We start from the raw sequence: 20,348 nt of genomic DNA, 5'->3' as shown, positions 1-20,348 counted from the left end.
ATGGGCGCAGCTTTCAAGGAAACCAAACTCCCGGCCGATGCGCCGAAGAGCCAGAAAGCGCTGGCCTGGGTCGACGACCGCTTCCCCCTGTCGAAGCTGTGGAACGATCAATGGGGCAAGTACTACGCCCCGAAGAACTTCAACGTCTGGTATATCTTCGGCTCGCTGGCCATGCTGGTGCTGGTGCTGCAGATCGTCACCGGCATCTTCCTGACCATGCACTACAAGCCGGACGCCGCCCTGGCCTTCGGTTCGGTCGAATACATCATGCGTGAAGTCCCGTGGGGCTGGCTGGTGCGCTACATGCACTCGACCGGCGCCTCGATGTTCTTCATCGTGGTCTACCTGCACATGACCCGCGCGCTGCTGTACGGTTCCTACCGCAAGCCGCGCGAGCTGATCTGGCTGTTCGGTTTCGCCACCTTCCTGTGCCTGATGGCCGAGGCCTTCTTCGGCTACCTGCTGCCCTGGGGCCAGATGTCGTACTGGGGCGCCCAGGTGATCGTCAACCTGTTCAGCGCCATCCCGCTGATCGGCCCGGACCTGTCGCTGTGGATCCGCGGCGACTACGTGGTGTCGGACGCGACCCTGAACCGCTTCTTCGCCTTCCACGTGATCGCGATCCCGCTGGTCCTGCTGGGCCTGGTGGCCGCCCACCTGATCGCACTGCACGAAGTCGGCTCGAACAACCCGGACGGCATCGAGGTCAAGGAAAACCTCGGCCCGGACGGCCATGGCGTCGACATGATCCCGTCGCACCCCTACTACACCACCAAGGACCTGTTCGGCGTCTCGGTATTCCTGTTCATCTACAGCGCGGTGATCTTCTTCGCGCCTGAAATGGGCGGCTACTTCCTGGAGTACAACAACTTCCTGCCGGCAGACTCGATGAAGACCCCGCCGCACATCGCGCCGACCTGGTACTTCACGCCCTTCTACTCGGTGCTGCGCGCCACCACCTCCGACTTCATGTGGGTCGTGATGGCCGGCGTGGCCGCCTATGTCGTGTTCATCTGGCTGCGTTCGCGCCTGTCGTACAAGACCAAGATGGCCATCACCGCGATCGCCGTGGTACTGGAAATCGGCATGCTGTTCCTGGATGCGAAAGTGTGGGGCGTGGTGCTGTTCGGCTCCTCCGTCGTGATCCTGGCCCTGCTGCCGTGGCTGGACCACTCGCCGGTGAAGTCGATCCGCTACCGCCCCAGCTGGCACAAGTACGTGTACCTGGTGTTCGCCATCGCCTTCGTCGCGCTGGGCTACCTCGGCACCCAGCTGCCGACCCCGGCCTACACTTTGATCGCCCAGGCCTGCACCCTGATCTACTTCAGCTTCTTCCTCCTGATGCCGTGGTGGAGCGCCTCTGGCCGGTTCAAGCCGGTACCGAGCCGCGTGACCTTCACTCCTCATTGACCGCCACGGAAAAGGACAACCATGAATTTTTCGAAGAAGCTGCTCGCGGTCCTTGCCCTGCTGCCGGGATTCGTCTTTGCGAACGAAGGGACCTTCCCGCTGGACCGCGCACCGGAACGCACTGATGTTGCGTCACTGCAGAATGGCGCCAAGCTGTTCGTCAACTACTGTCTGAACTGCCATTCGGCGTCGGCAATGCGCTACAATCGCCTGCGGGACCTGGGCTTGTCTGAAGACCAGATCAAGAACAACCTGCTGTTCTCCGGCGAGAAGGTAGGCGACATGATGACGATCGCGATGCGCCCTGCGGACGCGAAAGCCTGGTTCGGCGCGGTGCCGCCGGACCTGTCGGTGATCACGCGTGCCCGCGCTTCCGGCGCCGGTTCGGGTGCGGACTACCTGTACACCTACCTGCGCACTTTCTACAAGGACGACACCCGCCCCACCGGCTGGAACAATATGGTGGTGCCGAACGTCGCCATGCCGCACGTGCTGTGGCAGCTGCAGGGCGTGCGCACCGCCAAAATGGTCGAGGAAGCCGATCCTCACGAGCACGGCAAGACGGTGCACAAGTTCGCCGGTTTCGAACAGGTCAGCAAGGGCGAGCTCACGCCGCAGGAGTTCGATACCCAGGTGGCCGACCTGGTCGCCTACATGAACTGGATGGCCGAGCCGTCGCAGGACCTGCGCAAGCGGCTGGGCGCAATCGTGTTGCTGTTCCTTGCTGTTTTCGCTTTCCTTGCCTGGAGATTGAACGCTTCTTATTGGAAAGACGTAAAGTGATGTGATTGCCCGGTTATAATGCGGGCAATTATTATCTGGGGTGAGCCGCTCGGCGCTTCACCCCTTTGTTTCTTGAAGGAACTATAAACCATGATGGTTCTCTACTCCGGCACCACGTGCCCGTTCTCCCAGCGCTGCCGCCTGGTCCTGTTCGAAAAGGGCATGGACTTCGAAGTGCGCGACGTGGACCTGTTCAACAAGCCCGAGGACATCTCGACGATGAACCCGTACGGCCAGGTACCGATCCTGGTCGAACGCGAGCTGATCCTGTACGAATCGAACATCATCAACGAGTACATCGACGAGCGCTTCCCGCATCCGCAGCTGATGCCGGCCGACCCGCTGATGCGCGCCCGCGCCCGCCTGATGCTGTTCAACTTCGAAAAAGAGCTGTTCGTGCACGTGAACACGCTCGAGAACGAGCGCAGCAAGGTCGGCGACAAGAGCCACGACAAGGCACGCGCCGAAATCCGCGATCGCCTGACCACCCTGGCTCCGCTGTTCCTGAAGAACAAGTACATGCTGGGCGACGAGTTCTCGATGCTGGACGTCGCCATCGCCCCGCTGCTGTGGCGCCTGGATCACTACGGCATCGAGCTGTCGAAGACCGCCGCCCCGCTGATGAAGTACGCCGAGCGTATCTTCTCGCGTCCGGCCTACATCGAAGCGCTGACGCCGTCCGAAAAGGTCATGCGCCGCTAAGCGCCTACGGCGCTTTCGAGCTTCGTCCGGCACACCGGACACCGTTGCACGCCAGTTTTCGACGCCTTGTGGCGAATCGGATTACACTGGCGTGTAACAACTTGTAAGCAAATAGATCCTGAACATGCCAGACATCTCCACCAAGCCATATCTGCTGCGCGCCATCTACGAATGGTGCACGGACAGCGGCTACACGCCTTACCTGGCGGTCAAGGTCGATGCCGCCACCACGGTTCCGATGGAATACGTGAAGAAAGGCGAGATCATCCTCAATATCAGCTACGGCGCAACCTCCGGGCTGAAGATGGACAACGACGCAATCACCTTCCGGGCACGCTTCAACGGCGTCTCGCGCGAACTCTATATTCCGGTGCAAAACGTACTGGCGATCTACGCCAACGAAAACGGCCAAGGCATGGCCTTCGATGTCAGCACCACCGCGGCCGACATGGCGCCGCCGGCATCTGCCCCTTCTTCCGAAGCAGCCGCCGCACCGGGACCGGGGCTGTCCGCCGTGCCGGGCAAGACGTCCAGCGCGCCGAGCGCCGAGGTGTCGCATCTTCCCGACGGCGACAATGAGCCTCCCAAAAAAGGTGGCCGTCCGACGTTGACCAGGATCAAATAAGGGTATAATCCTGGCCACATTGCCGGCTTAGCTCATCAGGTAGAGCAGTTGATTTGTAATCATCAGGTGGCGGGTTCGAGTCCTGCAGCCGGCACCAGAACACAGCAATAAAAGAATGCCTTACGTGTCGATCACGTAAGGCATTTTCTTTTACAGCAGCGCCAACGCGGGCATCCCCTCCTTGCCCAACCAGGTCGTCTCGAAACGCTGCCGCACCAGCCGCAGCGACACCTCATCCCCGCGCTGCCGATACACCTCCATCAGCCCCCGCAGCGCCCAGCCATTGCTCGGCGTACGCGCCAGTGCCGACCGGAACACCGTCTCGGCCTCATCGACCCAACCGGAACGCAGCAGCGCCACGCCCAGCGATTGCCGCGTCGGGTAGTACCAGTACGGCGGCTCCATATAAGGCAGGCTGTCCTGCGCCGCTACGGCTTCGCGATAGGAGGCCAATGCCAGCGGAACATCACGCGTCGCGTCGGCCAGGCGGCCGGTGGCGACGTAACGGGCGGTCCTGACGATATCCTTGGCCGGCACGTTCCAGTCCGTGAAAGGCTTGAAGTCGGTCGTGCGCTCGATCGCCGTCAACGCGTCGATTTCGCGCCGGGCATCGACGGCCATGCCTTTGCGCGCGTAGCCGACGGCGCGCGCGTAGTGCCACATCGCCTTCACCAGTACCAGGTCTGGCCCAGGATCCGGCAAGGCGATGAGCGTGTCCGGATCGCTGAACTGCACGTAAGAGAAATACGGTGCGGCCTTCACCGGCTGGATCGGGGGGAACTGCGCGACCAGTTCGTGCGGCAGCGACTTGTCCAGCTTGTCCGCCGCCGCGATGGCGGTCTTGCCATCGCCGCCCATCAGCGCCGATACCATCACGAAGTGGATGTTGTGCGGATAGTAGGCGCCCTTGTAGACCGGGTCGCTGGCGGAGCGGCCAAAGTAGCGTTCGTCGGTGGCGACGGCGTCGATATTGGCTGCCAGCGATTCCTTGTACATGCCGAGCCGATAGTAGATGTGCGAGGGCATGTGCACGATGTGGCCGGCGCCGGGAATCTGCTTCGCCAGCAGGCGCGCATAGGGCAAGGCGCGCTCCGGGCTCGACGATGCTTCGACCGCGTGGATGTAGTAGTGGGCGGCGCCAGGGTGACTGGAATTGCGCGCCAGGACCGTCTCGAGGGCCGCGATCATCTCGGCGGTCCTGCCCTTGGGCCGGGTACCGCCGGCCTGCCAATAATCCCAGGGCGACAGGTCCATCAGCGATTCCGCGTACAGGACCTGGATGGTGTCGTCGGCCGGCCAGGCGCGTGCCGCCTCTCGCATGGCGTCCGCATAAGCCTTGTCGAGATGAGCGCGGTCGTCGACCGGCGCATCGGCATAGCGCTGGGCGATGGCGCGGATCAGCGCCTGCTCATGCGGCCTGGCATGGCCTGCCAGCTGCAGGGCGCGCGAGGCCGCGGCATGGGCCGGCGCGACCGCCTCCGGAAACATCGGCGCATTGATGTTCGGACCGAGCGCCAGCGCTTCGCCCCAGTAGCACATCGCGCAGCCCGGATCGATGTGCGAGGCGGCGCGGAAGGCGCGCACGGCCTCGGCATGGTTGAAGGCGAACATCAGGCGCATGCCCTGGTCAAAATAGGCTTGGGCCCGCGGGCTGGCGGCGCTGACCGGCACGTGCAGCTTGCCGAGATTCCCGTACAGCGGCGGCATCGAGCTGTCGCGCACGGCCGGCAATTGCTGGCCCGGCTGGAAAGGACGGGTCTCGGTCGGGTAGGGTTGCTGAGGCGGCTGCTGGGCCTGCAGCAGGCTGACCAGCAGCACGGGACGCCCGGGTGGGGCTTGTGTGCAGTTCGCAACGCCGGCGAACAGGGGATCAAAGTCCGGACGTTCGGCGGATGTTGGCGCCAGGACAGGCAGCAAGGTGGCGCCGACGCCGACGCCGACGCCGGCGAGCATGGCGGCAAACTGGTGCTTTCGCATGATCCACTCCCGTCAGAGAAAAACCTTGCGCGCGGCCCGAAGGACGGACTTGGAGTACTGTCCCCGCAATCGGCCAACATAAGGAGAATAGCAATGCTGACGCAGAAAACCAAGGACACCGTCAAAGCCACCGCCCCTGTCCTTGCGGCCCACGGCTACGACATCATCAAGCATTTCTACCGCAGCCTGCTCGGCACCCATCCGGAACTGAAGAACGTCTTCAACATGCGCCACCAGGAGCGTGGACAGCAGCAGGAGGCGCTGGCGCGGGCGGTGTATGCGTATGCGGCCAACATCGAGGATCCGAGCTGCCTGGCGGCGGTGCTGGAAGGCATCGCCAACAAGCACGCCAGCCTGGGCGTGAAGCCGGAGCAGTATCCGGTCGTCGGCGAGCATCTGCTGGGGTCGATCAAGGCCGTGCTGGGCGACGCCGCGACCGAGGACATCATCTCGGCCTGGGCCCAGGCCTACAGCAACCTGGCCGACATCCTGATGGGACGCGAGGCCGAATTGCGCGAGCAGCGGGCAGATACGCCGGGCGGCTGGACGGGATGGCGGGAATTCGTCGTCAGGGCCAAACAGCCGGAGAGCGATGTCATCACCTCCTTCGTGCTGGAGCCGGCCGACGGCCAGCCGGTCGTGAATTTCGAGCCGGGACAATACATCAGCGTGGCGGTGCAGGTGCCGCGCCTGGGCTTGCAGCAGATCCGCCAGTACAGCCTGTCCGACGCGCCGAACGGGCGCAGCTACCGCATCTCGGTCAAGCGCGAAGGCGGGCCGGATCCGGCCTCGGAAGGCTATGTGTCGACCCTGCTGCACGACCATGTGCAGGTGGGCGACAGCGTACTGCTGGCGCCGCCCTACGGGAATTTTTTCGTCGACGTGAACGCGACCACGCCGGTGGTCCTGATCAGCGGCGGGGTCGGGCTGACGCCGATGATCAGCATGCTGAACCGCGTGCTGCAGTCGCCGGGCCGCGAGATCGTGTTCGTGCACGGCGCCCGCAACAGCGCGGTGCATGCGATGAAGGACCATCTGCGCGCGACGGCCCTGCGGCATCCGAACTTCAGGACCTTCACCTTCTATAACGAGCCGCTGCCGCAGGATCAGGCCGGCCGGGACTTCGATTTTCCGGGACTGGTCGATATCGACAGGATCGCCGGCGCCATCCTGCTGCCGGATGCCGACTATTACATCTGCGGCCCGATCCCTTTCATGCGCCTGCAGCACGATGCGCTGATCGCGCGCGGGATCAGGGAGACCCGCGTGCACTACGAAGTCTTCGGCCCCGACCTGTTCGCGGAATAAGAGCGTCTCAGCGCGGCGCGACCGTGCAGCAGTCGACCCCGTCGCGCCTGCCGAAACCGAAGCGCACCGGCAGGAACAGCTCGATCACCCCGGCATTGGTGCGCGCATGCATGGACACCTCGTCCACCGTGAAGCCGCCGCCGCCCGCCAGCGCCAGCGGCAGCATCAGCTGGTCGCCCAGGTATTCCGCGACCGCGGCGTTCGAGGACAGATACTGGCGCGCGCGCTGCACCACCTGGCGGGCGACGTTCTCGGCCGAGACGGATTTTTCGCCGAAGGCCGTGAATACCTCGGTTGTGTGCGCGTAGTCGAAGGTCAGCATCAGGGCGTTGCCCGGTCCCTGCTCCGCCGGCAGACTGCGGTTCAGGAGCTGGTCCTCGCCCCAGTTCATGGCCTTGCCGACGCACTCCAGCTCGCGCTGCGCGACCCGCCCCGGGATGCCGGCGATGAAGCATTCGGCATACGCGGCCCGGCGCTCGCCACGCTCCATCCATTCGTGCGGACGCAGTTGCGCGCAGGGGCTGACGCTGGCGACCACCTCGCCGCCGCCGGCCGGATAGAAGCCGAAGCGCTCCAGCCGCACGTCGATCCGCGCGCCCATCTCGGCCATGGCGCGGCAATAGGCGCGCTGCAGGAACTGGACCGGCGGCGCCATCGGATTGTGGGTACCGCCCGACAGCCTCAGGGTCGAGGGCCGCTCGGCCGTGAGCAGCGCCGGCAGCACGGTCTGCAGCACCAGGGTGCAGCTGCCGGCGGTGCCGATCGCGAAGCGGTAGTCGCCGCCCTGGACTTTATCGGGGACGAACTCCAGCTCCTGGCTGCCGACCGCCGCGCCCTTGACCTCGGCGCCGCAGATCCGGCTGGCGGCCTGCACCGCCACCAGGTGCTGGCGCATCAGGCCGGGCTTGGCGCGCCGCGCACGGATGTTCCGGATGCGGAAGGGCCGGCCGGTGATCATCGCCAAGGTCAGCGCGCTGCGCAGGATCTGGCCGCCGCCTTCGCCCGTCGATCCATCCAGTTCGATCATGTTCATCCTTTCACGCACACGACCTGCTTCAGCGTGTGCACCACTTCGACCAGGTCGCTCTGCGCCTGCATCACGGCGTCGATGTCCTTGTAGGCCATCGGGATCTCGTCGATCACGCCTTCGTCCTTGCGGCACTCGACGCCCTCGGTCGCCTTGACCTGGTCGTTCACCGAATAGCGGCGCTTGGCTTCGGTGCGGCTCATGGTGCGGCCTGCGCCGTGGCTGCAGCTGTTGAAACTCTCCGGATTGCCCTTGCCGCGCACGATATAGCTCTTCGCCCCCATCGAGCCCGGAATGATGCCGAGCTCCCCTTCGCGCGCCGATACGGCGCCCTTGCGGGTCACCAGCACATCCTTGCCGAAGTGGTGCTCCTTCTGCACGTAGTTGTGGTGGCAGTTCACCGCTTCCACGTGGGTCTCGAAGGGTTTCGTGATCACCGTGCGTACCGCCGCGATCAGGTTCCGCATCATCACTTCACGGTTCATGCGGGCGAACTTCTGGGCCCAGCCGACCGCTTCGATGTAGTCGTCGTAGTGCCGCGTCCCCTCCGGCAGATAGGCCAGGTCCTGGTCCGGCAGGTTGATGAAGTGGGTCCGCATGTCCTGCTTGGCCTGCTCGATGAAGTGGGTGCCGATCGCATTGCCGACGCCGCGCGAGCCCGAGTGCAGCATGAACCAGACGAAGCCTTGCTCGTCGAGGCAGATCTCGATGAAGTGGTTACCGGTTCCGAGCGTTCCCAGGTGCTTGTAGTTGTTCGTGTTGCGCAGCCGCGGCGTCTTCTGGCAGATGACGTCGAATTCGTCCTTCAGCGCCATCCAGGCCGTGTCGACGGCTTGCGGCGGCGAATCCCACGAGCCCTTGTCGCGCCCCTTGAAACCGCGCGTCTTGGGCGACATCCCGTGCGGCACCGAGCGCTCGATCGCGCTGCGCAGCGGCCCGAGCTTGTCCGGCAGGTCGTTGGCGCTGAGCGTGGTTTTGGCGGCCATCATGCCGCAGCCGATGTCGACCCCGACCGCGGCCGGGATGATCGCGCCCAGTGTCGGGATCACGCTGCCGATGGTCGATCCCTTGCCCAGGTGGACGTCGGGCATCGCCGCCATGTGCTTGTAGATGAAGGGCATGCGCGCCGTGTTCGCCAGCTGGCGCTTGGCTTCCTCCTCGACCAGCACGCCGCGGGTCCACATCTTGACCGGACGGCCCCCTTCCACGTTCAGGACATCGTAGTGTTCGGTTTTCATCTCATTTCTTCCTGTTCATCGTCGCTCGCCCCGCTGATCCCGATGTCGGGATCGGGATCTCCAGGGCTTCAAACAGGTATATGGGGTGTTGTCCGGGTATGCGAAGGCCTATCCCTCGATTTGGACAATGGAGAGAACTGCAGGGCCAAGAATCCTGCGCTTCATACCGCCGATGCTGCAGTCTGTCGCAATCCGCGGTTTCTCCCGGTTTCCCGAGCCTATAGTGGATTCATCGGCAAACCAACTGGAGAATACGTCATGAACAAACTGCTCGGCACCGCATTCCTGGCCACCGCTTTCTCGATGGGGACGCATGCCGCCTGGGCGGACGACATCGTGCGCGAAAACCGTCCGGTCGACGCCAGGGTCTCGAAGATCCACCTGGGCGGCATCGTCCGCCTGAACGTGCGCCAGGGGCCGACGGCGTCGCTGGTGGTGTCGGGCGACCGCCGTTACGTCTCGAAGATCACGACCACCCAGCGCGGCGATACCCTGTCGATCGATACCGAAAGCGGCAATCACGTGAACTTCGGGCGCAATTCGGGCGAGCTGCGCGCCGACCTGACGGTGCCGAACCTGCAGGAATTCGTCTCGGAGGGCGTGGGCCAGAGCGAGGTCTCGGGCTTCAGCGGCGACAGGCTGGTGGTGTCGCTGGACGGCGCGGGCGCGGTCAAGGTCAGCGGCCAGTACCGCGACATCGATGCCCGCCTGGGCGGCGTCGGCGGCCTGACACTCAACACCACGGGCCAGGCCGACCGCATCGAGGTCAAGCTCGGCGGCGCCGGCCAGATCAGCGTGAGCGGCCAGACCAAGGTGCTCCGCGCCCACCTGGGCGGCGTCGGCAGCCTCGACGCCCAGCAGCTGCGCGCCGATTCGGTCGACCTGGACATGTCCGGCCTGGGCGGCGCCAGCGTGTTCGCCAGGACCGCCGCCAACGTCAACCTGAACGGCATGGGTTCGGCCACCGTCTACGGCAAGCCGGCGACGCGCAACGCCACCACGAATGGCTTCGGGAAGGTGAGCTGGCAGTAAGCGCCGGCTTGCCGGTGGGCTTAGCGGATCACCGTATCGTTCTTCACGGATTTCACGCCCTTCACGCCGCGCGCCAGTTCGACGGCGCGCTGGGCGCTTTCGCGCGAGTCGACGAAGCCGCTCAGCTGGACCGTACCCTTGAAGGTTTCCACCTGAACCTGGGTCGCCTTGACGGTCGGATCGGCGGCAAACGCAGCCTTCACCTTGCCGGTAATGACGGAGTCGTCGATGTATTCGCCAGTGCCTTCACGGGTGGGGGTCGGGGCGCAGGCGACGACCGATACCAGCAGGGTGCCGGCGATGACGGATTGGGCGATAGCGGACTGGAAGCGACGAGTAAAAGCCATGGCAATTCTCCCGAATGATTGAGATTTTTATTATTCCCAATTTCGGTTTAGCCTGTCGCCCGATACTGTTGTGAAAACGGCACCATATGCCTCAAGGGGCGCCGGCGCCGCTTCCCTGCCCTGCCGGCACGGCGTTCGAACGGCTGGCAATCAAGCCGGCCGACAGGTCGCGGCCGATCACCAGCCGCAGGTTGGCGCGGCCGCCCATGCCAACCTCCACCGGCCTGGCGCCGAAGCGCCCGGCCAGCCGCTCGGCCACGCCGCGGAAGGCCGGCTGGTATTCGATACGGGTCTGGCGCACCGCGAAGCCCTTCTCATTGGTCAGCCGCACCACTTTCAGGTCCGGATCGCGCAGCTGGCGCGACATCAGCTTTGCAAGACCCTGGCGCCCGTTGCCGTTGCAGATCTCGAGCGCCGCGACCACGGGCAGGTTCCGGTCCGTCTTCGGCGCCAGCGGCGTAGCCGGCAGCGCCGGTGCGGCCGGCACCGCGCCGCGGGACGGGACCACGCGGCGCAGCTCGAGCATGCCGTTCGGTTTGGTGGCGACTTCGACGAAGGCCCAGTCCTGGTCGGGGCGATGGGTCGTCTTGACCGCCTGTTCGATCGCCGGCAGCCTGGCGCCGCCATCGGCAGCGGCGTAATCGGCGCGGAAATCGTGCTCGCGCAGGGCGCCGGCCTGGCGCAGCATCTGCTTTGCGCGCTCGTCCTGGCCGAGCTGCTGCAGGGTCTCGCCGAGGCGCTGCCAAGTGCGGTGGTTCAGCGGGTCGAGCAGGCAGGCCTTTTCCAGCGCGGCCAGGGCTTCGTCGTACTGGCCGTTGAGGAAATAGGCATGGCCCAGGTTCCCGAACAGGAAGGCGGTGGCGGTGCCCGAGGCCATGGTGGCGCCGCGCGTCAGGTCGCGCCAGATCGGGATCGCCTTCGCGAAATCGCGCTGTTCGGCGTAGGCGATCGCCAGGCCGTTTCGCGCGTTCACATGGCTCGCATCGGACTTCAGCGCCGCCTGGTAGGCCGCGATGGCTTCGTCGTAGCGGCGCGCAAGATGCAGGTTGCGCCCGCGCACGTACTGCTCGTCGGCGGCGGCAACCGCCGCTGACGCCGTCTCCTGCCGCATGTAGGGACTGCTGCAGGCCAGCAGCATCGCGCCGCAGCACAGCAAGGGCAAGGTATGGGTCAGGATTCGGGTACGCATGACGATCTCCGCGAAAAATCAGTGACTGAGGACGGTGCTGAATGTGCGCGTGAGCTGGATCACGGCGGGGCCGAGCAGGACCATCAGCAAGGTCGGGAAAATGCAGAAGATGAGGGGGAACAGCAGCTTCAAGCCGATCTTGGCGGCCGCTTCCTCGGCGATCACGCGGCGCTTGTTGCGCAGATTCTCCGAATACACGCGCAAGGCGTCGCCGATGCTGGTACCAAAACGCTCCGACTGGATCAGCATGGCAACCAGCGAATCGACGTCGTCCAGGCCGACCCGCAAGGCGAAGTTGCGCAGGCTTTTTTCCTTGCTGAAGCCGGCGCGCATCTCCATCAGCACCAGTTGCAGCTCCTGCGCCAGCGTCACGCTCTTGATGTGGATTTCGGCGGCGACCTTCACCAGCGCCCGCTCCAGGCTCAGGCCCGCTTCCACGCAGACGGTGAGCAGGTCCAGCGCATCCGGAATCGTCTCGAAGATCTCGCGCTTGCGGCGCTGGACCACGCGCGCCAGGACCGCGTTCGGCAGGTAGTATCCGCAGGATGCCGCCAGCAGCAGCAGGAACATGATCCGGGTGCCGCTCGGGCTAGCCGGCATGATCGCGATCGCGATGCCGGCCAGCGCGGGCAGGGTCAGGGCCAGCACGGTCTTCGAGGCGAAGTACAGCGTCGGCGCCGCCGGGTTGCGCCAGCCGGCATTCATGAAGCGGGCGCGCAGGGCCGACTTTTCCCAGCCCTCGTCCGGGATCGACAGCTTGGTCAGCGGGCGCACGGCGCGCACCACCCGCTCCATCCAGCCGCTGCGGCGGTCGGCGCCGTCGTCCGGACGGCCCGTCGATTCCGCCAGGCGGGCACGCAAGGCCTGCGGCGCGAACAGCATCATGCCCAGCCATACCAGGCCGCAGGCGATCGCGAACACGATCAGCAGAAACATCAACTGTGCACTCGTCATCGATGCCTCCTCAGATGCGGATACGGATTACCTTGCGCAGCCATATCACGCCGAAAGTGATCATCACCAGCGCATACCAGAGCAGCCGGATGCCGGCCGGGTCGGTCCACAGCGGCTTGATGTAATCCGGATTGATCAGGAGCAGCACGGCGGCCACGCCGAACGGCAGCAGTCCCAGGATCCAGGCCGACATCCTGCCTTCGGCCGACAGCACCCGCACCTGGGCCGCCAGCTTCAGGCGGCCGCGGATGATCTGGCTGATGTTGCCGAGGATTTCAGCCAGGTTGCCGCCGGTCTCGCGCTGGATCAGCACCGCGATGATCAGGTAGCGCAGGTCGGTCAGCGGGATACGCGCCGCCATGTTGTGCAGCGCTTCGCTCATCGGCACGCCGTAGTTGATCTCTTCACGCGCGATGCGGAACTCGCCGCTGAGCGGCTCCGACAGCTCGTTGCCGACGATTTGCAGCACGTTGGTGAACGAATGGCCGGCACGCAGCGCGCGGGCGATGAAGTCGGCCGCTTCCGGCAGCTGTTCCTCGATGCGGGCCAGGCGCCGTACGCGGGCGCGCCGCACCAGCGTCAGCGGCACCAGCGCGAACAGCAGCGCCACGCCGACCTGCAGCGGCAGCGGCATGGGCCATTGCGCGACCAGGAAGACGCCCGCCAGCAGCGCGGCGCCGGAGCACAGCAGGAAAGACTCGACCGACCACTTCTTCCCGGATTGCAGCAGCAACTGGTCGATCCGGTGGGCGAGCGCGGCACGGTGCAGCAGGCGGTCGGCGAGGTCATGGCGGCTGAAGCGGCGTTGCTTCAGGATCGATATGCGTTCGCCGGTACGGCCGGCGCCGCCGGACATCAGCTGAAGGCGGCGCGCCACCCGCTGCGCCGCTGCGCCGTGGGCGCCGACCCACCACAGGTACACGCCTTCGATGCCGAGAATGATGGCAGCGAACAGGAACACCACGAAAGCATAAAAGAGGATGTCCATGCGAGGCTCCGTGAGCGCCTAGGTGAAGATTCGGTCCGGGTCGAACGTGTCTTCGGGCACCGGCGCGCCGAACATCCTGAGGCGCTCGGCGAAACGCGGACGCACCCCGGTGGCGCAGAAATGGCCCATCACCTTGCCGTCGGCGTCGACCCCGGTCTGCTCGAAGCGGAAGATTTCCTGCATCGAGATGATGTCGCCTTCCATGCCCGTGATTTCCTGCATGCTCACCACCTTGCGGGTACCGTCGGTCAGGCGCGACGCCTGCAGGATCACGGTGATGGCCGAGCAGATCTGCTGGCGGATCGCGCGCGGCGTCAGGTTCACGCCTGCCATGCTGACCATGTTCTCGAGACGCGCCAGGGCGTCGCGCGGCGTGTTCGCGTGGATCGTCGCCAGCGAGCCCTCGTGACCGGTGTTCATGGCCTGCAGCATGTCGAGCGCCTCGGCGCCGCGCACCTCGCCCAGGATGATGCGATCGGGCCGCATGCGCAGCGAGTTGCGGACCAGGGCGCGCTGCGTCACCTCGCCCTTGCCTTCGATGTTGGGAGGCCGTGTTTCGAGGCGCACCACGTGCGGCTGGCGCAGCTGCAGCTCGGCGGCGTCTTCGATCGTGACGATGCGCTCGTTGCCGGGGATGAAGCCGGAGATCAGGTTCAGCAGCGTGGTCTTGCCACTGCCGGTACCGCCCGAGATCAGGATGTTGACCTTGGCCAGGCCGAGGCTTTCGAGCACCTTGATCATCGGCGGCGTGACGCTCTTCAGCTCGAGCAGGTTCTGCACCGTGAGCGGGGTTGCGCCGAAGCGCCGGATCGATACCAGCGGCCCATCCACCGCCAGCGGCGGGATGATCGCGTTGACGCGCGAGCCGTCCGGCAGGCGGGCGTCGACCATCGGGCTCGATTCATCGACGCGGCGCCCCACGCGCGAGACGATCTTCTCGATGATCTTCATGAGGTGGGCATTGTCGTGAAAACTGATGTCGGTCAGCTCCAGCCGGCCGCGCCGCTCGACGTACACCTTGCTGCAGGTGTTGACCAGGATGTCGGAAACGGTCGGGTCGTTCAGCAGCGGCTCCAGCGGTCCGAAGCCGAGCATTTCGTGCTGGATGTCGAGCACCAGGTGGTGCCGTTCCTGCTGGTTCAGCACGATGCGCTCTTCCTCGATGATGCGCTGGACCAGCAGCGCCAGCTCGTGCTTGAACTGCTCGCTGGTCAGGCGCTTCAGGCGCTCCAGATCGATCCGGTCGAGGATCATCTGATGCATGGTCTTCTTCAGTTCCTGGTAGGCCTGTTGCGCCACTTCCGGCAGGGAGTGGTGCTGGCGGTCCTCGTCGGTTCCGGACAAACGCTCGCGCAGGGACATGGATCGTCTCCTTCAAAGTTCAGTCATCGCCTTCGCCACGCCCGAACAGGCGGTCGAGCAGGCCCTTGGTTTCGGTTACGCGGCGCGCGGTCACCACTTCGACCAGGTCGGCCAGGCTGCGCGCCGCGGCGCTGCCGCGCGAGAGCTGCAGGACGGGGATGCCCTGGTTGACCGAGTCGGTGACGGCGACGTAATCGTTGGGAACGGTATGCAGCACCTCGGCGCCGAGCGCCGCGTGCAGGTCCTGAAGCCGCAGGCGTCCGCCCTTCTCGTAGCGGTTGACGATCAGGCGGATGTGATCGGTCACATAACCGAGCGAGCGGAAGATATCCAGCAGGCGCCGCGCATCGCGGATGTCGGGCAAGGCCAGCTGCAGCACCGGGTAGATCGCATCGGTGCTGTCGAGAGCGCGCAGCGAGACGGCATCGATCTGGCGGCCGACGTCGAGCAGGATGTAGTCGTAGTGCTGGCGTGCCACGCGCAGGATGGTGTCGATGTGTTCGGGCTTGGCTTCGGTCGTCTGGCCGGGATCGTCGGCCGCGGCCAGCACGCCGAAGCCGGGCGCCACGTGCACCAGGCAGGATTCGAGAAAGGGGCCGTCGATGCGTGCGATCTGCTGGCACACGTCCGACAGCGTCATCGCCGGCTTCTGGTCGGACACGTACAGCGTGGCGTCGCCGAACTGGCGGTGCAGGTCGATCAGCAGCACCTTCCTGTCGGCCAGCGTGGCGAGCGCGTAGCCGAAATTGGTCGAGATGAAGGTCGCGCCGCTGCCGCCCTTGCAGGCGATGAAGGCGAGGATCTTGCCGTCGCGGCTAGAGGCGACGCCGGCGCTGGCGGCAATGCGGTCGATCGCTTCGTGCAGCGCGCGGTGCACCAACGGCAGTTGCAGCACTTCGCGCACGCCCGCACGCATGGCGCGGATCAAGAGCTCGGGGTGGTGATTGTCGGTCAGCAGCATGAAATGCGCTGCCGAGTAATGGCGGGTCAGGCGCTCGAGCAGGTCGCCGTCGGCGACCTCGGCTTCGCTGGTATCGACGATGACGAGGCTGGGCGCCTCAACGAGCGGGCGGTCGAGCGCGTCGCGCAGGCTGACGCGGCTGGCCGCGACATTCAACGGCGGCAGGCGCGCAGCTCCTTGGGAGGCGATCTCCGCGTAAAGCTGGGTATCGCGGCTGATCAGCAGGGCTTTCATCGGATTCCTCGGAACAGCAATCGGTCGGGTCCATATCGGGTTGGGGTGGTGCGCGCTGAAGCCAGTCCGGCAAGCGCTGCATCATTTGGCGCCGCTCCCGCCAATCAGCAGCTGCACCGGCTGCTGCCGATCGGCTTCCTTGAACGAACGCTGATAACGCTCGCGGGCCGCGAGGGCGGCTGTGCCGTCCACGCCGGAGGTGGGGTTGGCATTCGCCGCTGCCGCCGGGTCGATTACCTGGGCCGCCAGGTTGGCGCGCACCGAGGCGCCGAAGTTGTCTTCGAAATGCGGAGTCGCGCTGCAGCCTTGCAGCAGCAAGACCGCCAGTGCCGCGGCCGTGGCCGCGAGACGATTGCGTGTGATGACCATCGCTTCCTCCTATTTCAGTTCGAAGCCGCCGGCGCTCTGCGAGGGATTCGCGGCCGGCACCGGGGTCGAGGCGGCGGCCGTGCTGACCTCCGGCGCCGGGCCGTCCAGGCGGCCGCCGAGCAGGACGGCGGCGCGCGACGGCACGCCCACCTTGTCGGTCGGCAGCACATAACCCGGGCCCTGCAGCGGCTTGACCAGGTGGGCCGTGATGACGAATACCAGTTCGGTACGGTCGAGCTGGTAATCGGTGCTGCGGAACAGCGCTCCCAGCACCGGAACCTCACCCAGCACCGGCAGTCCCTTCAGGTTGGTGACCAGGTTGTTCTTGACCAGGCCGCCGATCACGAAGCTCTGGCCGTCGTACAGCTGTACGGTGGTGCTGGCGCGACGCGTGGTCACGACCGGCAGGATCGCGGCGCCGCTTAAACCGCCGGTCGAGATGCCCACGCCTTCGCGCGACAGTTCCGAGACTTCGGGCGCGACGCGCAGGTTGATGCGCCCTCCTCCCAGCACAGTGGGGGTGAAGCGCAGGCCGACGCCGAACTCCTTTTCTTCCAGCGTGACGCGGTTGTTATCCTGGGCCACCGGCACGTAGAATTTGCCGCCGGCGAGGAAGGTGCCTTCCTGGCCGCTGATCGCCATCACGTTCGGTTCGGCCAGGATGCGCACCAGGCTGTCCTGGTTTTCCGCATTCACGTTGACCCCGCCTTTGGTCTTGGCGGCCTGCAGCGAACCGTGGGCATTCCCGGTAATGAAATTCGACAGCAGGGCCGCACCCCAGCTACCGCCCCCGAAACGCCAGGCGGCGCCGGCTTCCAGCCGTTCGAGCAGGGATTTCGATACCTCGGCGACCTTCACTTCGAGCTGCACCTGTTGCGGCGCGCGGACCGACAGCAGGTTGATTACCCGTGCGCCCGCCTGGTTCGCATTCGACGTGCCGCCCGCATTGCTGCCGTTGGCGCCGCCCACGGTGCCGGGCGCGGCTTCGTCCTTGTCCGGCATGGCCAGCGGCCGCAAGGGCCGGCGCACATAGGCAGTCGCCAGGGCGACCGCACGCTCGACGGCATCGGCGTCGCTGACGGTACCGCTCAGCACCAGGGTGTCGCCGGCAGCCAGCACCTTGATGTCGCGCTCCTCCGGCAGGGCGGCGGCCAGCGTGGCCTGTACGGCGGACGGATCCATCGCCACCGTGATGTCGAGCATGCTGCAGACGCCGCTCTTGCCCTGCACGATCATGTTGGTGGTGCCGACGTCGACGCCGGCGATATACAGCGTGTCCGGCGCCACCAGGATGGCCTGCACGACCCCGGGGTTGCCGACGCTGCGGTGCTGGACCGCCTCCGGCAGGTGCATTAGCTGGGACTTCCCGACCTGCAGGGCCAGCTGGGCGGGCCGCGCGGCTTCGCCCTGGCAGCGCGGGCCGGCCTCGGAGCGCACCGCGGGCGGATTGTCGTTCGCCTGCGCGGCGGTCTTGGCGGCGGCGAGCGCGGGCCCGGCCGCAGCCATGGCCAGGCCGGCGAAGAGAACACGGACGATCGGCGTATGCATCAGACTTCCGTTCATGGCATCACCCCGGGATAGGTTCAGAAGCATTCCTGCGCCGTGCGCAGGCCGTTGAGCACGGTGACGCAATCACGCTCCACCTTGGCCGCGGTCTTGACCACCACCGGCACCTGGCGCACCACCACGACCGGCTTGGGCGCGGGCTTGGGCGGCGGCGACGCTTCCGGCAGCAGCGTCAGCTTGGTTGCGCCCAGGGTGGAAGCCGATTCCGGATCGACCTGGTTGCGCAGGGCCAGCGACAGCGTGCCCACGCTGCGCGCCAGGTCGAGCTTTTCGGCCTGCTCCGGCGTGACCTCGAGCGTGACCGCGTTGACCACCTTCGGCCTGGTCTCGTCACGGTTGACCTCCTGGGCCACAGCCAGCACCAGGATGCGCTCCAGCACGATCTTCGAGATGTTCTGCTCACGCGCGCCGGAACCGGACGGCACGTCCTTCTGCATGCTGACGATGATGTCCACATAATTGCCCGGCAAGGCGAAGCCGGCCACGCCGATCACGTCGTTGACGCGCACGGTGATGGCGCGCTTGCCCTCGGTAATCAGTGCCGACAGCCCGCCCAGGGTGCCGGCCGGGGCCAGCTTGGCTTCGCTGACCGGCTCGCCCATCACCAGGTTGCTCTTGAGGACGCGGCCGCCCAGCTTCTGCGGATCGGTGAAGGCGCCCCTCGGCACACTGTGGGACGGCCAGTCGGCCAGCTTGAACATCTCCGGCGTCAGGCGCTGGCCGAGACTGATGTCGACCGCGGCCACGGCGATCCGTCCTGCAGCGGAGCCCGGCTGGCTCAGGAGCCAGCGCGATGCAAACACCACGGCCGCCAGGCCGAACAGGATCGCGACTGCCATCATCGCGAGGGCACGCTTGTTCTTCATTTACGCCTCCGGTTCGCAAGCAATGAACATGCTGCGCCAGGCCTGCTCGACCGTCGCCACGGTCAGGCGCGCATCGTGCCCGGCAAAGCCGGCGAAATCGGCGATCCGGTCGAGCAGCTCGCCCGGATAGCAGGCCAGCAGCGCCCGCCCAGACTGCGCGTGCAGGCGCTCGATCAGGTGATCGGCGGCGGCGTCGTCGAACTCGATGCGGCGCAGCCGGCACTGGCGGCGCAGCAGGGCGCGATAGGCCCCTGCCGGCCAGGCACCGATCGCGCCCTTGTAGCCGATCCGGCGCAGGGCCGCGTCATCGAGGATGGTGCCCGGCGCCAGGTTGGTGGCGAACACCACGGCCGCATCGAAGGGTACCGCCTCGGCCTGGCCGCCCTGCAGCGAGAGCTGGTCGATGCCGGCATCGAGCGGGCCGATGAAGCGGTTCAGGAGCTCGGCGGCCTGGATACGCTGGCGGCCGACGTCGTCGATCACCAGCATGCCGTTGTTCGCCTGCAGGTGCGGCGGCGCGTGGTACAGGCCTTCCTCGGCGTCGTAGCGCAGGTCGAGCATCTCGCGTCCGAGTTCGGCGCCGACGTGTACCAGCGGACGCTGGCAGACGGTCCAGCGGGCGTCGCAGCTGCGCCGTTCTTCCTGCTGGCGCGCGGCCGGCGGCTGCGCCACGTGCAGCGCCGGATCGTACAGGCGGATCACCTGGCGGCCGACGGTCAGCGCGTACGGCACCGCGATCGGGCCCGGCAGCAGCCGTCCGAGCTTGCCGGCCAGATGGCTTTTGCCGCTGCCGGACGGACCGTACAACAGCAGCGAGCGGCGCGCGTACAGGGCAGCGCCCAGCACCTCGCGCGTGACCGTGGCCAGTCCATCCTCGCCCAGCGCCGCCGCCAGCTGGGCTGGCGTCACCCGCTCGGCCTGGGCATGGCGCAGCGCCTGGCGCTCGACCACGACGCGATAGGAAGCGAGCGTCACCGGGGCCGGTCCGACATAGCGGCAGCGCGCCAGCGCATCGGCCGCCCCACGCTGGCCGATCGCGGTCAGCTGGTACTGCATGTCGATATCCGATTCGCCGCACCAGGCCACCTCCACCTGCTGCTCGGCGATCAGGGGATTGAGTACTTCGCGCAGCACGTTGATGGACAGGCGCAGCTTGCCGGCCAGGACCGCCAGCGGCGCCTTGCCGCTGGCCTGGATCGCCTTCAGCACCAGATCGGTGACGAAGCGCGGCTCCAGGCCGGTGTCGCGCACCGTCTTGGGCTGGCGCGGCAGGATGGGCGCGATCTCCGGAAGGTCCGGCGCCGCCATGTGCGCGGCGCGCGGCACCGTCGCGATACTGCCAGTCGATAGCGTTTCAAGCATCGGAATCCCCTAGAAGCCTTCATGTTTTCCGAAACAGGTCGGATTGAT

The 20,348-nt window shown here is 66.1% G+C and carries 19 protein-coding genes and 1 tRNA gene; 7 read left to right on the top strand and 13 right to left on the bottom strand.

The features are described from left to right. The 5 genes from AC1DOP_RS17010 to AC1DOP_RS16990 all read left to right on the top strand — a co-directional run bounded on the left by AC1DOP_RS17010 (window position 1) and on the right by AC1DOP_RS16990 (window position 3,617). Window positions 1-1,410, top strand: a complete 1,410-nt coding sequence (locus AC1DOP_RS17010; RefSeq protein ID WP_442122966.1) for a cytochrome b — start codon at window positions 1-3, stop codon at window positions 1,408-1,410. A gap of 21 nt (window positions 1,411-1,431) precedes the next feature. Beyond that, on the top strand, window positions 1,432-2,193 hold the full coding sequence (locus AC1DOP_RS17005; RefSeq protein ID WP_442122965.1) for a cytochrome c1: 762 nt from the start codon (window positions 1,432-1,434) through the stop codon (window positions 2,191-2,193). Window positions 2,194-2,283: 90 nt separating this feature from the next. Further along, window positions 2,284-2,895 (top strand): glutathione S-transferase N-terminal domain-containing protein, encoded by a 612-nt coding sequence (locus tag AC1DOP_RS17000; RefSeq protein WP_052234221.1) that lies wholly within the window; start codon window positions 2,284-2,286, stop codon window positions 2,893-2,895. 124 nt (window positions 2,896-3,019) lie between these two features. Further along, window positions 3,020-3,520: a ClpXP protease specificity-enhancing factor gene (locus AC1DOP_RS16995; RefSeq protein WP_442122964.1), complete on the top strand. Its 501-nt coding sequence runs from the start codon at window positions 3,020-3,022 to the stop codon at window positions 3,518-3,520. A 21-nt stretch (window positions 3,521-3,541) separates the two neighbouring features. Next, a tRNA-Thr gene (locus tag AC1DOP_RS16990) sits at window positions 3,542-3,617 on the top strand. A gap of 53 nt (window positions 3,618-3,670) precedes the next feature. On the opposite strand, the gene AC1DOP_RS16985 is transcribed toward AC1DOP_RS16990, so the two are convergent. Beyond that, window positions 3,671-5,497 (bottom strand): tetratricopeptide repeat protein, encoded by a 1,827-nt coding sequence (locus tag AC1DOP_RS16985; RefSeq protein WP_477252369.1) that lies wholly within the window; start codon window positions 5,495-5,497, stop codon window positions 3,671-3,673. Window positions 5,498-5,590: 93 nt separating this feature from the next. On the opposite strand from AC1DOP_RS16985, the gene hmpA reads away from it, so the two are divergent. Further along, the gene (gene hmpA, locus AC1DOP_RS16980; RefSeq protein WP_477252367.1) at window positions 5,591-6,805 is read left to right on the top strand and encodes an NO-inducible flavohemoprotein; all 1,215 of its coding nucleotides are present in this window, start codon (window positions 5,591-5,593) and stop codon (window positions 6,803-6,805) included. 7 nt (window positions 6,806-6,812) lie between these two features. On the opposite strand, the gene rtcA is transcribed toward hmpA, so the two are convergent. After that, a complete protein-coding gene (gene rtcA / locus AC1DOP_RS16975) occupies window positions 6,813-7,832 on the bottom strand; it encodes an RNA 3'-terminal phosphate cyclase (RefSeq protein WP_477252365.1) in 1,020 nt (339 codons plus the stop codon). 2 nt (window positions 7,833-7,834) lie between these two features. Next, window positions 7,835-9,070 (bottom strand): RtcB family protein, encoded by a 1,236-nt coding sequence (locus AC1DOP_RS16970; protein ID WP_477252363.1) that lies wholly within the window; start codon window positions 9,068-9,070, stop codon window positions 7,835-7,837. A 258-nt stretch (window positions 9,071-9,328) separates the two neighbouring features. Between AC1DOP_RS16970 and AC1DOP_RS16965 the strand changes: the two genes are divergently transcribed. After that, window positions 9,329-10,102 (top strand): GIN domain-containing protein, encoded by a 774-nt coding sequence (locus tag AC1DOP_RS16965; RefSeq protein WP_442122959.1) that lies wholly within the window; start codon window positions 9,329-9,331, stop codon window positions 10,100-10,102. A gap of 20 nt (window positions 10,103-10,122) precedes the next feature. Here the strand turns inward: AC1DOP_RS16965 and AC1DOP_RS16960 are convergent, their stop codons facing one another. The 10 genes from AC1DOP_RS16960 to AC1DOP_RS16915 form a co-directional block, all read right to left on the bottom strand. After that, entirely contained in the window at window positions 10,123-10,449 is a 327-nt protein-coding gene (locus AC1DOP_RS16960; RefSeq protein ID WP_442122958.1) for a BON domain-containing protein, read from the bottom strand. Between the two features lie 91 nt (window positions 10,450-10,540). Next, window positions 10,541-11,638, bottom strand: coding sequence for a LytR C-terminal domain-containing protein (locus AC1DOP_RS16955; RefSeq protein ID WP_477252361.1), 1,098 nt, complete (start codon window positions 11,636-11,638; stop codon window positions 10,541-10,543). Window positions 11,639-11,656: 18 nt separating this feature from the next. Continuing rightward, window positions 11,657-12,592 carry a type II secretion system F family protein gene (locus AC1DOP_RS16950; protein ID WP_477252359.1) on the bottom strand — a complete coding sequence of 312 codons (936 nt, stop codon included), beginning with the start codon at window positions 12,590-12,592 and terminating at the stop codon, window positions 11,657-11,659. Between the two features lie 10 nt (window positions 12,593-12,602). Then, window positions 12,603-13,580, bottom strand: a complete 978-nt coding sequence (locus AC1DOP_RS16945) for a type II secretion system F family protein (RefSeq protein ID WP_442122955.1) — start codon at window positions 13,578-13,580, stop codon at window positions 12,603-12,605. Between the two features lie 18 nt (window positions 13,581-13,598). Next, window positions 13,599-14,942: a TadA family conjugal transfer-associated ATPase gene (locus tag AC1DOP_RS16940; RefSeq protein WP_442122954.1), complete on the bottom strand. Its 1,344-nt coding sequence runs from the start codon at window positions 14,940-14,942 to the stop codon at window positions 13,599-13,601. Window positions 14,943-14,961: 19 nt separating this feature from the next. After that, window positions 14,962-16,137 carry a CpaE/TadZ family protein gene (locus tag AC1DOP_RS16935; protein WP_442122953.1) on the bottom strand — a complete coding sequence of 392 codons (1,176 nt, stop codon included), beginning with the start codon at window positions 16,135-16,137 and terminating at the stop codon, window positions 14,962-14,964. An 81-nt stretch (window positions 16,138-16,218) separates the two neighbouring features. Further along, window positions 16,219-16,506 carry a hypothetical protein gene (locus tag AC1DOP_RS16930; RefSeq protein ID WP_442122952.1) on the bottom strand — a complete coding sequence of 96 codons (288 nt, stop codon included), beginning with the start codon at window positions 16,504-16,506 and terminating at the stop codon, window positions 16,219-16,221. Between the two features lie 9 nt (window positions 16,507-16,515). Next, window positions 16,516-18,069: a type II and III secretion system protein family protein gene (locus AC1DOP_RS16925; RefSeq protein WP_477252355.1), complete on the bottom strand. Its 1,554-nt coding sequence runs from the start codon at window positions 18,067-18,069 to the stop codon at window positions 16,516-16,518. 20 nt (window positions 18,070-18,089) lie between these two features. Then, complete coding sequence (gene cpaB / locus AC1DOP_RS16920) at window positions 18,090-18,938, bottom strand: Flp pilus assembly protein CpaB (RefSeq protein WP_442122950.1); 849 nt, start codon at window positions 18,936-18,938, stop codon at window positions 18,090-18,092. Beyond that, window positions 18,939-20,300: a P-loop NTPase family protein gene (locus tag AC1DOP_RS16915; protein WP_442122949.1), complete on the bottom strand. Its 1,362-nt coding sequence runs from the start codon at window positions 20,298-20,300 to the stop codon at window positions 18,939-18,941. Between the last annotated feature and the right edge of the window lie 48 nt (window positions 20,301-20,348).

This window comes from Massilia sp. 01N410 (assembly GCF_056399665.1).
The sequence above is the reverse complement of the archived record's forward strand: the minus strand, read 5'-3'. Positions and strand labels throughout refer to the sequence as shown.

Excerpts from the sequence above, each read along its gene's own strand:
- AC1DOP_RS17000 (WP_052234221.1), top strand. The coding sequence starts at position 2,284 with ATGATGGTTCTCTACTCCGGCACCACGTGCCCGTTCTCCCAGCGCTGC.
- AC1DOP_RS16960 (WP_442122958.1), bottom strand. The coding sequence starts at position 10,449 with ATGGCTTTTACTCGTCGCTTCCAGTCCGCTATCGCCCAATCCGTCATC.
- AC1DOP_RS16935 (WP_442122953.1), bottom strand. The coding sequence starts at position 16,137 with ATGAAAGCCCTGCTGATCAGCCGCGATACCCAGCTTTACGCGGAGATC.
- AC1DOP_RS16950 (WP_477252359.1), bottom strand. The coding sequence starts at position 12,592 with ATGACGAGTGCACAGTTGATGTTTCTGCTGATCGTGTTCGCGATCGCC.
- AC1DOP_RS16970 (WP_477252363.1), bottom strand. The coding sequence starts at position 9,070 with ATGAAAACCGAACACTACGATGTCCTGAACGTGGAAGGGGGCCGTCCG.
- AC1DOP_RS17005 (WP_442122965.1), top strand. The coding sequence starts at position 1,432 with ATGAATTTTTCGAAGAAGCTGCTCGCGGTCCTTGCCCTGCTGCCGGGA.
- AC1DOP_RS16955 (WP_477252361.1), bottom strand. The coding sequence starts at position 11,638 with ATGCGTACCCGAATCCTGACCCATACCTTGCCCTTGCTGTGCTGCGGC.
- AC1DOP_RS17010 (WP_442122966.1), top strand. The coding sequence starts at position 1 with ATGGGCGCAGCTTTCAAGGAAACCAAACTCCCGGCCGATGCGCCGAAG.
- AC1DOP_RS16995 (WP_442122964.1), top strand. The coding sequence starts at position 3,020 with ATGCCAGACATCTCCACCAAGCCATATCTGCTGCGCGCCATCTACGAA.
- rtcA (WP_477252365.1), bottom strand. The coding sequence starts at position 7,832 with ATGATCGAACTGGATGGATCGACGGGCGAAGGCGGCGGCCAGATCCTG.
- cpaB (WP_442122950.1), bottom strand. The coding sequence starts at position 18,938 with ATGAAGAACAAGCGTGCCCTCGCGATGATGGCAGTCGCGATCCTGTTC.
- hmpA (WP_477252367.1), top strand. The coding sequence starts at position 5,591 with ATGCTGACGCAGAAAACCAAGGACACCGTCAAAGCCACCGCCCCTGTC.
- AC1DOP_RS16965 (WP_442122959.1), top strand. The coding sequence starts at position 9,329 with ATGAACAAACTGCTCGGCACCGCATTCCTGGCCACCGCTTTCTCGATG.
- AC1DOP_RS16985 (WP_477252369.1), bottom strand. The coding sequence starts at position 5,497 with ATGCGAAAGCACCAGTTTGCCGCCATGCTCGCCGGCGTCGGCGTCGGC.
- AC1DOP_RS16940 (WP_442122954.1), bottom strand. The coding sequence starts at position 14,942 with ATGTCCCTGCGCGAGCGTTTGTCCGGAACCGACGAGGACCGCCAGCAC.
- AC1DOP_RS16925 (WP_477252355.1), bottom strand. The coding sequence starts at position 18,069 with ATGAACGGAAGTCTGATGCATACGCCGATCGTCCGTGTTCTCTTCGCC.
- AC1DOP_RS16930 (WP_442122952.1), bottom strand. The coding sequence starts at position 16,506 with ATGGTCATCACACGCAATCGTCTCGCGGCCACGGCCGCGGCACTGGCG.
- AC1DOP_RS16915 (WP_442122949.1), bottom strand. The coding sequence starts at position 20,300 with ATGCTTGAAACGCTATCGACTGGCAGTATCGCGACGGTGCCGCGCGCC.
- AC1DOP_RS16945 (WP_442122955.1), bottom strand. The coding sequence starts at position 13,580 with ATGGACATCCTCTTTTATGCTTTCGTGGTGTTCCTGTTCGCTGCCATC.